Annotated in this window: 10 protein-coding genes; 8 read left to right on the forward strand and 2 right to left on the reverse strand. The window is 45.4% G+C overall.

Going from position 1 to position 14,798, the window contains the following annotated elements:
- Positions 1–5: 5 nt before the first annotated feature.
- Positions 6–1,274 carry a GTPase HflX gene (gene hflX, locus DW251_RS06690; protein ID WP_118300531.1) on the forward strand — a complete coding sequence of 423 codons (1,269 nt, stop codon included), beginning with the start codon at positions 6–8 and terminating at the stop codon, positions 1,272–1,274.
- 82 nt (positions 1,275–1,356) lie between these two features.
- Here hflX and DW251_RS06695 read toward each other — a convergent pair whose 3' ends face one another.
- Positions 1,357–1,782 carry a hypothetical protein gene (locus DW251_RS06695; RefSeq protein WP_118300532.1) on the reverse strand — a complete coding sequence of 142 codons (426 nt, stop codon included), beginning with the start codon at positions 1,780–1,782 and terminating at the stop codon, positions 1,357–1,359.
- Positions 1,783–1,835: 53 nt separating this feature from the next.
- Between DW251_RS06695 and addB the strand changes: the two genes are divergently transcribed.
- Together addB and addA are read left to right on the forward strand one after the other, a co-directional pair.
- Positions 1,836–5,312, forward strand: coding sequence for a helicase-exonuclease AddAB subunit AddB (gene addB, locus DW251_RS06700; RefSeq protein WP_118300533.1), 3,477 nt, complete (start codon positions 1,836–1,838; stop codon positions 5,310–5,312).
- A 3-nt stretch (positions 5,313–5,315) separates the two neighbouring features.
- Positions 5,316–9,113, forward strand: coding sequence for a helicase-exonuclease AddAB subunit AddA (gene addA / locus DW251_RS06705; protein ID WP_118300534.1), 3,798 nt, complete (start codon positions 5,316–5,318; stop codon positions 9,111–9,113).
- 123 nt (positions 9,114–9,236) lie between these two features.
- On the opposite strand, the gene thyA is transcribed toward addA, so the two are convergent.
- A complete protein-coding gene (gene thyA, locus DW251_RS06710; RefSeq protein ID WP_021871299.1) occupies positions 9,237–10,067 on the reverse strand; it encodes a thymidylate synthase in 831 nt (276 codons plus the stop codon).
- A 242-nt stretch (positions 10,068–10,309) separates the two neighbouring features.
- Between thyA and DW251_RS06715 the strand changes: the two genes are divergently transcribed.
- From DW251_RS06715 to gltA, 5 genes are all read left to right on the forward strand, one after another.
- Complete coding sequence (locus DW251_RS06715) at positions 10,310–10,822, forward strand: dihydrofolate reductase (protein ID WP_021871298.1); 513 nt, start codon at positions 10,310–10,312, stop codon at positions 10,820–10,822.
- Positions 10,819–11,316 carry a dihydrofolate reductase gene (locus DW251_RS06720; RefSeq protein ID WP_021871297.1) on the forward strand — a complete coding sequence of 166 codons (498 nt, stop codon included), beginning with the start codon at positions 10,819–10,821 and terminating at the stop codon, positions 11,314–11,316. The genes DW251_RS06715 and DW251_RS06720 overlap by 4 nt, the downstream gene beginning before the upstream one ends.
- Before the next feature lie 31 nt (positions 11,317–11,347).
- Complete coding sequence (locus DW251_RS06725) at positions 11,348–12,259, forward strand: aldose 1-epimerase family protein (protein WP_021871296.1); 912 nt, start codon at positions 11,348–11,350, stop codon at positions 12,257–12,259.
- 64 nt (positions 12,260–12,323) lie between these two features.
- Positions 12,324–13,214, forward strand: a complete 891-nt coding sequence (locus DW251_RS06730; protein WP_021871295.1) for a sulfide/dihydroorotate dehydrogenase-like FAD/NAD-binding protein — start codon at positions 12,324–12,326, stop codon at positions 13,212–13,214.
- A complete protein-coding gene (gene gltA / locus DW251_RS06735) occupies positions 13,214–14,602 on the forward strand; it encodes an NADPH-dependent glutamate synthase (RefSeq protein WP_118300535.1) in 1,389 nt (462 codons plus the stop codon). The genes DW251_RS06730 and gltA overlap by 1 nt, the downstream gene beginning before the upstream one ends.
- Positions 14,603–14,798 lie beyond the last annotated feature (196 nt).

Consider the following 14,798-nt stretch of genomic DNA (forward strand, 5'->3'; position numbering starts at 1 on the left):
CACCGGTGATTGATTTAAAGGAACTGGAAGAACGGGTAATACTGGCAGCAGTAAGTACCAGTGAAACAGATATGGCAGAACGCTCTTTAGATGAGTTAAAAGAACTGGCAGATACAGCCGGGGCAAAGACTGTAGGCCGTGTGATCCAGAACCGGGAAAGCGTTCATCCGGGAACCTATCTGGGAAAAGGAAAACTGCAGGAACTGCGGGAGATGCTTTACGAAACAGGGGCTACAGGCGTGATCTGTGACGATGAACTTTCCCCTGCACAGCTCAAAAATCTGGAAGATATACTGGATACAAAGGTGATGGACCGTACCATGGTCATCCTGGATATCTTTGCAGCCAGAGCCAATACAAGGGAAGGCAAGATCCAGGTAGAACTGGCCCAGTTAAAATACCGTGCCATCCGTCTGGTGGGAATGCGTTCCTCTCTTTCCAGACTGGGAGGCGGTATCGGTACAAGAGGACCTGGTGAGAAAAAACTGGAAACAGACCGCCGTCTTATTCACCAGCGCATTGGTCAGTTAAAGAAAGAGCTGGAAGATGTAAAACGCCACCGGGAAGTGACCAGACAGCAACGTGGAAAAGACCATGCGTTGACAGCTGCGATCGTAGGCTATACCAATGCAGGAAAGTCCACGTTGTTAAATCGTCTTACTGGAGCGGGGATCCTGGCAGAGGATAAACTTTTTGCTACGCTGGACCCAACGACCCGCAGTTTTACACTGGGAGACGGACAGCAGATCCTTCTTACAGATACCGTTGGTTTTATCAACAAACTGCCCCACCATCTGGTAGAAGCATTTAAAAGTACCCTGGAAGAGGCACGCTACAGTGATATCGTCCTTCATGTAGTGGACTGTTCCAATCCCCAGATGGATATGCATATGCATGTTGTAAAAGAAACTTTGCGGGAACTGGGGATCACAGATAAGACCATCGTTACTGTGTTTAATAAAACAGACCGTTTAGAAGAAAGCGGCCTGCCGATTCCAAGGGATTTCTCCGCAGATTACCAGGTGCGTATTTCTGCTAAAAACGGGGATGGTTTAAAAGAATTAGAGGAGATACTGGGTAATATCATCCGCAGCAGGAGAGTTTATCTGGAAAAGACCTATTCTTATTCCCAGGCAGGAAAGCTGCAGACCATCCGCAAATATGGACAGCTGCTTTCAGAAGAATATACAGAAGAGGGGATCAAAGTAACGGCCTATGTGCCGGCAGAACTGTTTGCAGGACTGTATGGGGATGGACCGGAAGAAAAGGAATGATGAGAAAAAGGCTGCCGCAAGAGGAAGAAGATCTTTGCGGCGGCCTTTTTGCAGATTTTGGATAGGTTTGTGCCGGTTTTTCTTATTCCCTGGCTTTTTCAAGGGCATTGTCTACTGCTTTTAAAAGTGTCATACAGGTATAACGGGAAGACTCAGGGAACGTAAGGTCTTTGGTAGACTGGGTGTTTAAGATCTGGGGCGCAAGTTCATTCATAGAAGGCTGCATTAAAGGGTACATGGTTGAAACTGCTTCGTTTAAATGGACCAGGCTTACATCCAGGATCTGGTCAGCGTCTACAGTGACTTCCACATTTACATGTTCATTTCCAAGAGTGAGGCTGGCACTGTATTTGCCGGGTATGTACGTGCTGGCAGAAGGATCGGCCTTTTTTTCAGGACGGAACATAATAAAGCACAGGATGAGAAGAAGGATGGCCAGACCTACGAAAATGGCAGTGTAGATCACTTCTTTCATCCGCAGCACTACGATTTTTGTCTTGGAGCTCATGATCAGGACCTCTGGTAGAATTTGTTACAGCATATGAAAGGAAAGGTGAAAATATGTCATTGCAGTTTATTGCAGGGGGCAGCGGCTCCGGAAAAACAAGGTATCTTTACGAAAAGGTGATAAAAGAGTCCGAAGAACATCCGGACATACAGTATCTTTTTATTGTGCCGGAACAGTATACCATGCAGACCCAGAAAGAACTGGTGCGCTTACACCCCAGACATGGACTTCTTAATATTGATGTTTTAAGCTTTAAACGTCTTGCATACAGGGTTTTTGAAGATCTGGGAGTACAGCTGCCCCAGGTTTTAGATGATATGGGAAAATCCATGGTCATCCGAAAGGTAGCGGGAAAACTGAAAAAAGAACTGAAACTGTACGGAGGCCATCTGGAACAGCCAGGCTTTATCAACCAGTTAAAATCCCAGATCTCGGAGCTTTGTCAGTACGGGGTAAGCGTAGAAGACCTGGCAATGGTAGAGGAAGAAACAGACCGTGTGCTGTTAAAAGATAAACTGAGGGATCTGAAGACGGTTTATGGGGGATTTAAAGATTATATTGAGTCTCATTATATTACGGCAGAAGAGATCCTGGATATTCTGTGCAGAAAACTGCCACAGTGGGAACCTTTAAAAAACAGCGTGATCCTTTTGGATGGTTATACCGGTTTTACGCCGGTGCAGTACCGTCTTGCAGAACTGTTTATGATCCACAGCAGGGAGGTGATCTGCTGTGTTACTGCAGATCCAAGGGAAATGCTTTATAAAGAATGTACCATGCAGCATTTATTTTACATGGGACGGCATACTGTATGCAGGCTGAGAAAAATGGCAGAGGAACATCATATTCCTGTTTTAAAGGAAGTATGGTGTGATAACCGCCCGGCCTGGCGTTTTAAGGAAAGCCCCCAGCTGGATTTTTTGGAGCAGAATTTATACCGTTATAATGGGAAAATATGGAAAAATGATCCTCAGGACATTCAGATCTTCCGGGGAAAAAATCCGGCAGAAGAGACGGAATATGTGTGCAGCTGCATTAATGAAAAAGTGCAGAAGGAAGGCATGCGCTACCGGGATCTGGCAGTAGTCACAGGAGATCTGGCTTCTTATGGAAAAGAGATCGCCCACCGGTTTGATGAGGCAGGGATCCCGTATTTTCTGGATGATAAAAAGAGTATTCTGGAAAATCCTTTTATCGAGCTTATAAGGGCTGCGTTAGATGGTGTAAAAGATGCTTCTTACGAAAGCATTTTCCGTTATCTGAAAACAGGTTTTGTCTATGATGAAACCTATTCCAGGGAGGAAGCACAGGTTCTTACAGACCGGATGGAAAACTATGCAAGAGCCCTGGGGATCAAAGGCTGGAAAAACTGGGATATGACCTGGGAAAAGCCATGCAGAGGCGGGGAACGGCTGAGTCTGGAAGAACTGAACCAGTACCGTCAGTGGATGTTAGAACCTTTAAAGGTCCTGCGCCAGGCTTTTAAAGAGGAAAATGCCACCATTTCTTCTGTTACCACGGTTTTGCGCCAGGTCCTTGAAAGCATGAAGCTGGAAGAAAAGCTGGAAAGTTTCAGCAACTATTTTCTGGAGCGGAAGGAACCGGGAGATGAGAACCGGGCCAGAGAATACAGCCAGGTCTATGAGCGGGTCATGGAGCTGTTAGAACGGTTAGAGGGCCTTTTAGGGGACGAAAAGGCGGATATGAAAAATTATATCCAGATCCTGGATGCAGGTTTTGAAGAGATCAAGATCGGTGTCCTTCCTGCAACAGCAGACCAGGTGATGATCGGAGATATTACCCGAAGCCGTCTGGAGTCTGTAAAAGTATTATTTTTCACAGGTGTGAACGAAGGCATTGTTCCTCAGAGAAAGGCGGGAGGAAGCCTGTTAAATGACGGGGACAGAGAAGTGTTTAAGAGCCTTCATATGGAACTTGCACCTACTGCAAGGGAAGAGGGCTGTATCCAGAAATTCTATCTGTATCTCATGCTTTCCAAGCCTTCCAGGCAGCTGGTGATCACCTATGCGGCTATGAATGGTCAGGGCAAAAGCTGCCATCCTTCCAGTCTGATCGGGGAGATCCGCAGACTGTTCCCGGAAATGGTGCCAAGGGAAAAGCGGGAAGAGGAATGGCCGGTATGGACAGCGGAAGATGGTTTAAAAAAGCTGATGGCAGGACTGCGGGAAGCAGGAGATAAAAATCTGGAACAGTTAAAAGAAGCCCAGGGAACCTTTCTGGAATTGTTCCGTCGTTTTTATGGACAGGAAGAGTACAGGAAACTGGTAGAAAAACTGACAGATGCAGCCTTTTTTGTTTATGAAGATAAGGGAATCGGCCGTGCGGCAGCCAGAGCCCTTTACGGACAGAAACTTCAGGGAAGTGTTACCAGGTTAGAGCAGTTTGCTGCCTGCGCCTATGCTCATTTCTTGAAATACGGTCTGGAATTAATGGAACGTCAGGAGTACCAGTTAGAGGCAGTGGATATGGGAAATCTGTTCCACCAGTCCTTAGACCAGTGTTTTGAGGTGATCCATGAAAATGGGATGGACTGGAGCAATATTACAGAAGAAGAACGAAAAGAACTGGTGAAAAAATGTGTGGACCAGGTGACATCCCAGTACGGAAATACCATTATGTCCAGTTCTGCCAGAAATACTTATCTGGCAAAGCGTGTGGAGCGGATTACCGACCGTACCATCTGGGCGCTGGCAGAGCAGGTGAAGAAAGGGGATTTTGTGCCCTCCGGTTTTGAAGTGTCCTTTTCTGCTATTGACAATTTAAAGGCAATGAAGATCCGCCTGTCAGAGGATGAAGAACTGCTGTTAAAGGGCCGGATCGACCGTCTGGATCTCTGTGAAGATGAAAAACATGTGTATGTAAAGATCATTGACTATAAATCAGGAAATACCTCCTTTGATCTGGCAGCACTGTACTATGGCCTGCAGCTTCAGCTGGTGGTATATATGGATGCGGCCCTGGAAATGGAAGAACGGAAAAATCCGGAAAAAACCGCAGTTCCGGCAGGAATTTTCTATTACAATATCAAAGACCCCATGATCAAAAAAGAAGGGGAAATGACACCGGAGGAGATCGAAAAACAGATCTTAAAGCAGCTTCGTATGAACGGACTGGTAAACAGCGATCTGGAGGTGATCCATCACCTGGATCGTGAGATCCAGAAGGAGTCAGACGTAATACCCGTTGCTGTAAAAGACGGTTATGTACAGGAAGCAAAATCCAGTGTGGCAGGAGAAGCACGTTTCCAGGCTCTTCGCCGATTTGTGGGAAAACGGTTAAAACAGTCCGGACAGGCTATTTTAAAAGGTGAAAATGGACTGGCACCTTATAAAGACGGAGACAGAACGGCCTGTGATTACTGCCCGTACCATGCAGTCTGCGGTTTTGATACGAAAACGGCGGGCTATGGTTTCAGGCGGCTTCACTCTATGAAGCCGGAGGAAGTATGGCAGGAAATCGAGGAAAAGGGTGGCATGAAGGAAGATAAAAACGGGGAAGGGGATGAATAAAAGATGAAATGGACAGAAAAACAGCAGCAGGTTATAGACAGCAGAAACAGAAACCTGCTGGTATCTGCAGCAGCAGGAAGCGGAAAAACAGCGGTGCTGGTTGAAAGGATCATTTCCATGATCAGTGAAGGAACCCATCCTTTAAATATTGACCAGCTTCTTGTTATGACTTTTACCAATGCGGCAGCTTCTGAGATGCGGGAGCGGATCGGGGCAGCTGTGGAAAAAAAGCTGAAAGAAGATCCTGGAAATGAGCACCTGTGGCTTCAGTCAGCCCTGATCCCCCAGGCAAAGATCATGACCATTGACAGTTTCTGCCTGGATCTGATCCGGAACCATTATAATGCACTGGATATTGACCCGGCTTTCCGCATTGGAGATGAAGGAGAACTGACTCTTTTAAAAGGGGATGTAATGGAGCAGGTCTTAGAAGAATGTTACGAAACTGCAGATGACGGCTTTTTACAGTTTTCGGAGCAGTTTGGAAGTGGAAAATCAGATAAGGCAATGGAAGATGTGATCCTTCAGGCATGGACCTTTTCCCAGAGCCATCCCTGGCCGGACCAGTGGTTAGATCAGTGCAGACAGCAGATGGAAAAAGAAGCAGAGGGGGATCTGGACTCCAGTGAGTGGATGAGATTTCTTTTAAGGGATATCAGCCTTCAGATGGGAGAACTGGCTGCCCAGGCAGAAGAAGCCCTGGAGGTGGCAAGGGAAGAAAATGGTCCTTTTGTCTATGAACCGATGCTGATGAATGATGTGAGCCGGTTAAAAAAGATCAGGGAAGCAGCAGCTTCCGGCTCTTATGAGGCTTTTTATCATGCAGTATCAGAACTGACCTTTGACCGTCTGGCAGCAGCCAGAAGCAAGGAAATCGATCCGGAGAAAAAGGCCTATGTAAGTGATCTGCGCATCAGGGTGAAAAAAGCGGCAGAAAAATGCAGGGATACCTATGGAAGCCAGTCACCGGAAGCAGCAATAGAGGGGATCAGAAATACCAGAATTGTAATCCAGGTTCTTTTAGATATGGTAAAGCGTTTTGACGCAGCCTACACAGAAGCAAAAAGAGAGCGGAATGTGCTGGATTTTAATGACCTGGAACATCTTACGCTGCAGGTGCTTACAGTAGAAGAGGAAGATGGGACCCGGGTTCCTTCACAGGCAGCCGGGGAGTTAAGCGGACAATACGAAGAAATACTGGTAGATGAGTATCAGGACAGCAATCTGGTACAGGAGACATTGATCCAGAGTATTTCCAGGGAACGGCTGGGCCAGCCAAATGTATTTATGGTCGGTGATGTAAAACAGAGTATCTACCGTTTCCGTCTGGCAAGGCCGGAGTTATTTATGGAAAAATATGATACTTACAGCAGGGAAGAAAGCAGTCATCAGATGATCGAGCTGCAGCAGAACTTCCGCAGCCGTGCCAGTGTACTTACCTGTATCAATGATATTTTCTATCAGATCATGACGAAAAATCTGGGAGGCATCCGTTATACAGAAGAAACGGCCCTTTATCCGGGAGCTGCGTTTGAAGAGACAGAGAAAAAAGCGGGGATCCCGGTCCAGTTTCTTGTGGCAGATACGGGAACAGAAGCTTTTAAGCAGCTAGACGAAGAGGCAGCAGATTATACAGCCAGGGAACTGGAAGCAAAAATGATCGCAGAACAGATCAAAAGCTTTACAGATGAAAAAAACGGTCTGTATGTGTGGGATAAGGACGGGCAGAGTTACAGAAAAGCCTGCTATAAGGATATGGTGATCCTGCTGCGCAGTATGAGTGGCTGGTCTGAGGTCTTTGTAAATGTTCTGATGAATGAAGGAATACCGGCAACTGCCCAGACAAGGACCGGATATTTTGCAACAGCGGAAGTGGAAACCGTACTCAGCCTTCTGTCTGTGATCGATAATCCTATGCAGGATATTCCTATGGCAGCTGTTTTGCGCTCCCCTATGGTCGGGATGACGGATGATGAAATGGCATGGATGATCGCTGCCTATAAACGGTATCTCCAGAAAAAACAGGACCGTGGGGTATATGGTGCCTGGAAATTGTGGGAGGAGATCTATCCACAGGCTGTTTCTGATGAAAATCCGGATGAAGATGAAAAGAAAGATCCGGAAACAGAGCAGATCCGGATCGGCCAGGTAGAGATCCCGAAAGCAACCGCTAAATCTATCTGGAAAAAACTGGAATATTTTGCAGCTTTTACAGAAGAACTGCGCCAGGACAGCCGGTATCTGCCTGTCCATGAGCTTCTTTATCAGATCTACCGGAAAACAGGATATTATGATTATGTGTCCTCCATGCCGGCAGGAGAGACAAGAAAGGCCAATCTGGATATGCTGGCAGAAAAAGCGGCAGCCTATGCTTCCACCAGCTACAGAGGCTTATTTCATTTTGTAAGATACATTGAAAAGCTGAAAAAATATGATACAGACTTTGGAGAAGCCTCTTTAGGAGATGAAAGCAATTCTGTGCGGATCATGAGTATCCACAAAAGTAAGGGTCTGGAATTTCCAGTTGTATTTTTAGCCGGAATGGGAAAGAAATTTAACAAGCAGGATGCCTATGGCCAGCTGCTTTTAGATGCAGATCTGGGGGCAGCTGCAGATGAAATGGATCTGAACCTGCGCACCAAGGCGCCTACTCTTAAAAAAATGGCCATCAGACGGCGGATGGAACTGGAGTCTATGGGAGAAGAGTTGAGAGTTCTTTATGTTGCCATGACCCGTGCAAAGGAAGTGCTGGTCATGACAGGAACAGACCGTTCCCTAGAAAATAAACTGGAAAAATGGGATCAGCTCTCCTTAACAGATGGACAGATCCCCTATACAGTCCTGTCCGGGGCAAATTCATTTTTAGACTGGGTGCTTATGGCAAAAGCAGCAGTTCCCGCTGGACATATGGAAGTAAAACAGGTGCAGCTTACCCATCTGATCGGCAGAGAACTGCAGCGGCAGCTGGAAAAGAAAAATGTAAAAGAAGAGTTGTTAAAACTGGATACAAAACAGGTTTACGATGAACAGATGAAAGAGCAGCTGGATCAGGCGCTAAGTTATGAGTATCCTTATCTGGAAGATACAGGCCTGTATACACAGATGTCCGTGTCGGAACTGAAAAAACAGAGTCAGATCGGGCGTGAAGAAGAAAATATCGGAACAGAACGAAAGGACCTGTCCGAAGTCAGACTGGACCACGAACATGAAATGGAACCGGAAAGCAGTGAAGCAGAAGATGGCAAAAAACAGACAGAAACTGGAAAGAAAGGTGCATTCAGAGGAACGGCTTATCACCGTGCCTTAGAATGTCTGGATCTGCTTGCTGTTACAGACCAGAGAAAACTGGAAGGGGATCTGTTAGACCTGTTTCAGCGAGGCTTTCTTACAGAAGAAGCCTATGAGTCCATCTTTCCATGGGATATATGGAAATTTCTGGAAAGTCCTCTGGGTAAGCGGATGAAACAGGCTGAAAAGGAAGGAAAACTTTACAGGGAGCGCCAGTTTATGGTAGGTATCCCTGCCAGTGAAATGGGAAAAGGGCTGCAGTCTGAGGAACTGGTGCTGATCCAGGGAGTGATCGACGCTTATATAGAAGAAGCCGATGGATTTATCCTCATTGACTACAAAACAGATTATGTACCCAAAGAAGATACACAAAAAGGAGAAGAACTGTTAAAAGAACGGTATCAGGTGCAGTTAGATTACTATGGAAGAGCCCTGACCCAGCTCACAGGAAAGAAAGTAAAAGAAAAATGGATCTATTCCTTTGGATTAAGAAAAGCAATCCAGTTGGGATAGTAAGATGTAATGGTTAAACAGTAACGATAATAGAAAACCAGAAAACCGCCCTGTCATCTGAATGTAAAAGATGGCAGGGCGGTTTTAGACTGTAAGCCTAACGGCGTATTTTTAAATTGCTGATCAGATCGCTACAGGAACTTTATGATCAAACGGATGATACTGGTAATTTTCCAGCTTGAAGCTGTCTGTTGTAAACTGGTAGAAATCTTTTACCTCCGGATCGACCCATAAAGTTGGTCCCGGCAAAGGCTCTTTTTTCAGAAGTTCTTCTACCATAGGAATGTGGCGGTCATAAATATGGGCGTCTGCGATCACATGGACCAGTTCTCCTACTTTTAAGCCGCTTGCCTGAGCGAACATGTGCATCAGGACTGCGTACTGGCATACATTCCAGCTGTTTGCAGTAAGCATATCCTGGGAACGCTGGTTTAAGATACCGTTTAAGGTATCGCCGGATACATTAAAGGTCATGCTGTAGGCACATGGATACAGGTGCATTTCGCTTAAATCATGGTGATTGTAGATATTGGACATAATGCGGCGGCTTAAAGGATTGTGCTTTAAATCATAAAGGATACGGTCTACCTGGTCGAAATCCCCTTCTTTATAATGATGCTTCACGCCCAGCTGGTATCCGTAGGCTTTTCCGATACTGCCGGTCTCATCAGCCCAGGAGTCCCAGATATGGCTCTTTAAGTCATGTACATTGTTGGACTTTTTCTGCCAGATCCACAGCAGCTCATCCACTGCGGATTTAAAATAAGTGCGGCGCAGTGTGATCACCGGAAACTCTTTTCTTAAGTCGTATCGGTTTACAATGCCGAATTTTTTAATGGTGTGAGCCGGAGTGCCGTCTTCCCATACAGGGCGCACTTCATGGTCAGTATCCCAGACTCCGTTTGTAAGAATGTCTTTGCAATTTTGTATAAAAAGCTGATCTGCGTAACTCATGTGGTTTTGTGTCTCCTTTTGCGATGGCATAGAATATAGACTTATGGACACGCGCGGGCGCGCTCTGTTGTCTGCTTACGCAGACGGTCCATTACCTAGTATAGCAAATCTCAGACATGCAGTACAGCAAAACTGTAACAAATTTCAGCAAAAGGTATCTAAAAGGTATTGGTATCTTCCAATTTTAAAAACTACGTGTTATAATTCTTCTGGTAGTTAAAATATAAACAAGGGGTTTGGACATGAATTTGATCGCAGCAGCAGATGAAAACTGGGGAATTGGAAAAAATGGCGGACTTTTAGCCCATATTTCCGGTGACATGAAATATTTCCGTGAGACTACAAAAGGAAAAATAGTAGTCATGGGACGAAAGACTCTGGAAAGTTTTCCAGGGGGAAAGCCATTAAAGAACCGTGTGAACATTGTCCTTACCGGAAATAAGGATTTTGTGCCGGAAGGTGTGGTCATCTGCCACAGCGTAGAAGAGACACTTGAAAAATTAAAGGAATATCCCAAAGAAGATGTTTTCATCATTGGCGGTGGCATGATCTACAAAGCCTTCCTGCCATGGTGTGAAAAAGCGTATATTACCCACGTTTACCATACATTTGAGGCAGATACCTATCTGCCGGATTTAGAAAAGCAGGCAGGCTGGAAGTTAACATCTGTCAGTGACAGATATACCAATGAACCAGAAGGCGAACAGCCTGCAATGGACTATGAATTCAGGATCTACGAAAGGCAGAATGGATGAAATTTCTTGTAACAGCTGATAACAATGGGGCTATTGGCAGAGGAGCACAGCCCTTAGTGACGATTCCGGCTATGCAGCAGAGTTTCTTAAAAGAGACTCAGGGCAAAGTAGTGGTCATGGGACGAAAGACTCTGGAAGGACTTCCCGGTGGACAGCCTCTTGGAAACCGCGTCAATGTGGTACTTTCAGAAAATCCGGCCTATAAGATAAAAGGCGCTGTTGTATGTCACAATATTGATGAAGCACTGGAATATTTAAAACAGTTTTCTTCTGAGGATATATATGTGATCGGCGGAGAAAGCATTTTCCGACAGTTCCTGCCTTATTGCAATACCGTTTATCTGACTCATATTGATTATGAATATGATGCAGATGTAAAGTTTCCTGTAAATTTATGGAAATCCCAGGAATGGGAGATGGTGGAAGAAGGAGAAGAACAGACTTATTTCAGTCTGTGTTATACACCGGAAATTTTTGTAAGAAAGCAGGTCTGATGTAAAAATTTGATATTGGGGGGAGAAAAACATGAAAAGTGACGGCAGCGTGTTTACACTGGAAAACGAAGAACTTCTGATCATGGTTGAGCGTCATGGTTCTCAGCTTTCCAGGATCTATGATAAAAAAGCAGACAGGGAGATCCTGTGGAGCGCAGACCCGGCAGTATGGAACCGTCATTCACCTATCCTTTTTCCATTTATTGCCAAATCTGTAAATGGAAAATACCGCTATGAGGGAAAGGAATACAATATTTCTTCTCATGGATTTGCAAGAGATATGGACTTTGAGCCGGTCCTTTGCGATATGGATGAGTGTACATACGTATTAAAAGACACGCCGGAGACAATGGAAAAATATCCGTTCCATTTTGAACTGGAGATCACACACCGTTTAAAAGGACGTACCATTGAAACGTCCTGGAAAGTGACCAACTTAAATGGAAAAGAAATGCTGTTTATGATCGGTGGTCATCCGGCATTTCAGGTTCCGGAAGGAAAGAACATTTACGATTATACCCTTGTATTTAACAAAGAAGGGGTAAAAGCAGGGGAACATCAGGACAGTCTTCATTATCAGGCTCCTAATGCAGAGGGATATGAGGACCGTTCTCTTCAGGGTGATCTGAAACTTACAGATGGAAAAGTTCCTGTAACACCAGGATTTTTCGATACAGCACTGACTTATATGTTCGATCATGAGCAGATCAGCAGTGTAGGACTTTTGACAGATGGAAAGCCATATGTTACAGTATTATGCGACGGATTTCCTTTTGTAGGAGTCTGGACCATAGAAAAGACACACCCCTTTGTATGTCTTGAACCATGGTATGGAGTATGTGACTCAAAGAATTTTACCGGAGAGTTAAAAGAAAGACAGGGCATCCAGAGCTTAAAAGCATGGGAGACCTGGGAAAAAGGTTACAGCATCAGGATAGAGTGATCTGCCTGGTCTATAATAGAAAAAATAATGTCCACTGGACATAAAACATTTTAGGAGGGAAAACATGTACAAGATTGTAAATGCAGAATGTCTGGCAGACAAGATCTATCTGATGGATGTGGAAGCACCCCGTGTAGCAAGAGCCTGTCAGCCAGGAGAATTCGTTATCGTTAAGATGGATGAAGTAGGAGAGAGAATTCCCCTTACTATCTGCGATTTCGACCGTGAGAAGGGTCTGGTAACCATCGTATTCCAGATCGTAGGTGCTTCTACCATGCGTATGGCAGAACTGAAAGCCGGAGATTATTTCCAGGATTTCGTAGGTCCTTTAGGACAGCCATCTGAGTTTGTAAAAGAAGACTTAGAAGAAGTTAAGAAGAGAAAATACCTGTTCGTAGCAGGTGGTGTTGGTTCTGCTCCTGTTTACCCGCAGGTTAAGTGGATGCATGAACATGGCATTGATGTAGATGTAATTGAAGGTTCCAAGACCAAGAGTCTTTTAATTCTGGAAGATAAGTTAAAAGCAGTTGCAGGAAATCTGTACGTAACTACAGATGATGGTTCTTACGAGCGTAAGGGCATGGTAACTGAGGTTATCAAAGACCTGGTTGAAAATCAGGGTAAAAAGTACGATGTATGTGTTGCCATCGGACCAATGATCATGATGAAATTCGTATGTAAGCTGACCAAGGAACTGGGAATTCCAACTATCGTCAGCCTGAACCCGATCATGGTAGATGGAACTGGTATGTGTGGAGCATGCCGTGTTTCTGTAGGCGGTGAAGTGAAGTTCGCATGTGTAGACGGACCTGAGTTTGACGGACATCTGGTAGATTTCGACCAGGCTATGAAACGTCAGCAGATGTATAAGACAGAAGAAGGCCGTGCGATCCTGAAATTCCAGGAAGGCAAGACACATCACGGCGGATGCGGAAACTGCGGAGGTGAAGAATAATGGACGTATTAAAGAGAGTACCTGTAAGAGAACAGGATCCAAAGGTAAGAGCTACTAATTTTGAGGAAGTATGTCTTGGATATAACCAGGAAGAAGCACAGGAAGAAGCAACCCGCTGCTTAAACTGCAAGAACGCACAGTGCGTTAAGGGCTGCCCTGTATCTATCAACATTCCAAAATTCATTTCAGAAGTAAAAGAAGGCAAGTTCAAAGACGCAGCAGCAACTATCGCTGAGTCCAGTGCACTGCCAGCAGTCTGCGGACGTGTTTGTCCACAGGAGAGCCAGTGTGAAGGAAAATGTATCCGCGGCTTTAAGGGCGATCCTATTTCCATCGGTAAACTGGAGCGTTTCGTAGCAGACTGGTCCAGAGAGAACGGCGTTGTACCGGCTAAGCCAGAGACCACCAATGGTATCAAGGTAGCTGTGATCGGTTCCGGTCCTTCCGGTCTGACCTGTGCAGGAGATCTTGCAAAACTGGGCTACGAAGTAACCATTTTCGAGGCACTTCATGAGCCAGGCGGCGTTCTTACTTATGGTATTCCTGAGTTCCGTCTTCCAAAGACCAGAGTTGTACGTCCGGAAGTAGAGAACGTTAAGAAATTAGGCGTTAAGATCGAAACAGACGTTATCATCGGCAAGTCCGTTACCATTGACGAACTGATGGAAGAGGAAGGCTTCAAGGCTGTATTTATCGGTTCCGGTGCCGGACTTCCTAAGTTCATGGGTATCCCTGGTGAGAACGCAAACGGCGTATTATCCGCAAATGAGTACCTGACCAGAAGCAACCTGATGAAGGCATTCCGCGATGACTATGACACCCCGATCTACTTAGGCAAGAAAGTTGCCATCGTAGGCGGCGGAAACGTAGCAATGGATGCTGCAAGAACCGCTCTTCGTCTGGGCGCAGAAGTACATGTTGTATACAGAAGAAGTGAAGCAGAGCTTCCAGCCCGTGCTGAGGAAGTTCATCATGCAAAAGAAGAAGGCGTTATCTTCGACCTTCTGACCAACCCTGTAGAAATCTTAACTGATGAAAATGACTGGGTAACCGGCATGGTAGTACGTAAGATGGAACTGGGCGAGCCAGATGCTTCCGGACGCCGCAGACCAGTAGAGGTAGAAGGTTCTGATTACACCATCGACGTAGATACCGTTATCATGTCCCTTGGTACTTCTCCAAACCCACTGATCTCCTCTACCACAGAAGGACTGGAGACCAACAAGTGGAAATGCATCATCGCTGATGAAACCAACGGCAAGACCACCAAGGAAGGCGTATACGCAGGCGGCGACGCTGTAACAGGCGCAGCAACCGTTATCCTTGCAATGGAAGCTGGTAAAGCAGGCGCCAGAGGTATTGATGAGTACTTGAAAGGCAATAAGTAATATTTTCTAAATCCTATTTGAATTAAAAACAGATATCCCTTTGCAGTTGATCGTTAAGAGGCTGCAGAGGGGTATTTTTTTATTTTTAATTTATAAAATTTAACAGGATTTTTATATTTTCAACAAGTAAAGATTGTGCTAATATAAATACATAAAAAGCGGCTCTTAATACGGGGGCGTACATAGGAGGTAATGT

Origin of the sequence: Clostridium sp. AM22-11AC (assembly GCF_003473545.1) — a bacterium.
GTDB lineage: Bacteria > Bacillota > Clostridia > Lachnospirales > Lachnospiraceae > Enterocloster.

Excerpts from the sequence above, each read along its gene's own strand:
- DW251_RS06695 (WP_118300532.1), bottom strand. The coding sequence starts at position 1,782 with ATGAGCTCCAAGACAAAAATCGTAGTGCTGCGGATGAAAGAAGTGATC.
- addB (WP_118300533.1), top strand. The coding sequence starts at position 1,836 with ATGTCATTGCAGTTTATTGCAGGGGGCAGCGGCTCCGGAAAAACAAGG.
- addA (WP_118300534.1), top strand. The coding sequence starts at position 5,316 with ATGAAATGGACAGAAAAACAGCAGCAGGTTATAGACAGCAGAAACAGA.
- thyA (WP_021871299.1), bottom strand. The coding sequence starts at position 10,067 with ATGAGTTACGCAGATCAGCTTTTTATACAAAATTGCAAAGACATTCTT.
- DW251_RS06715 (WP_021871298.1), top strand. The coding sequence starts at position 10,310 with ATGAATTTGATCGCAGCAGCAGATGAAAACTGGGGAATTGGAAAAAAT.
- DW251_RS06720 (WP_021871297.1), top strand. The coding sequence starts at position 10,819 with ATGAAATTTCTTGTAACAGCTGATAACAATGGGGCTATTGGCAGAGGA.
- DW251_RS06725 (WP_021871296.1), top strand. The coding sequence starts at position 11,348 with ATGAAAAGTGACGGCAGCGTGTTTACACTGGAAAACGAAGAACTTCTG.
- DW251_RS06730 (WP_021871295.1), top strand. The coding sequence starts at position 12,324 with ATGTACAAGATTGTAAATGCAGAATGTCTGGCAGACAAGATCTATCTG.
- gltA (WP_118300535.1), top strand. The coding sequence starts at position 13,214 with ATGGACGTATTAAAGAGAGTACCTGTAAGAGAACAGGATCCAAAGGTA.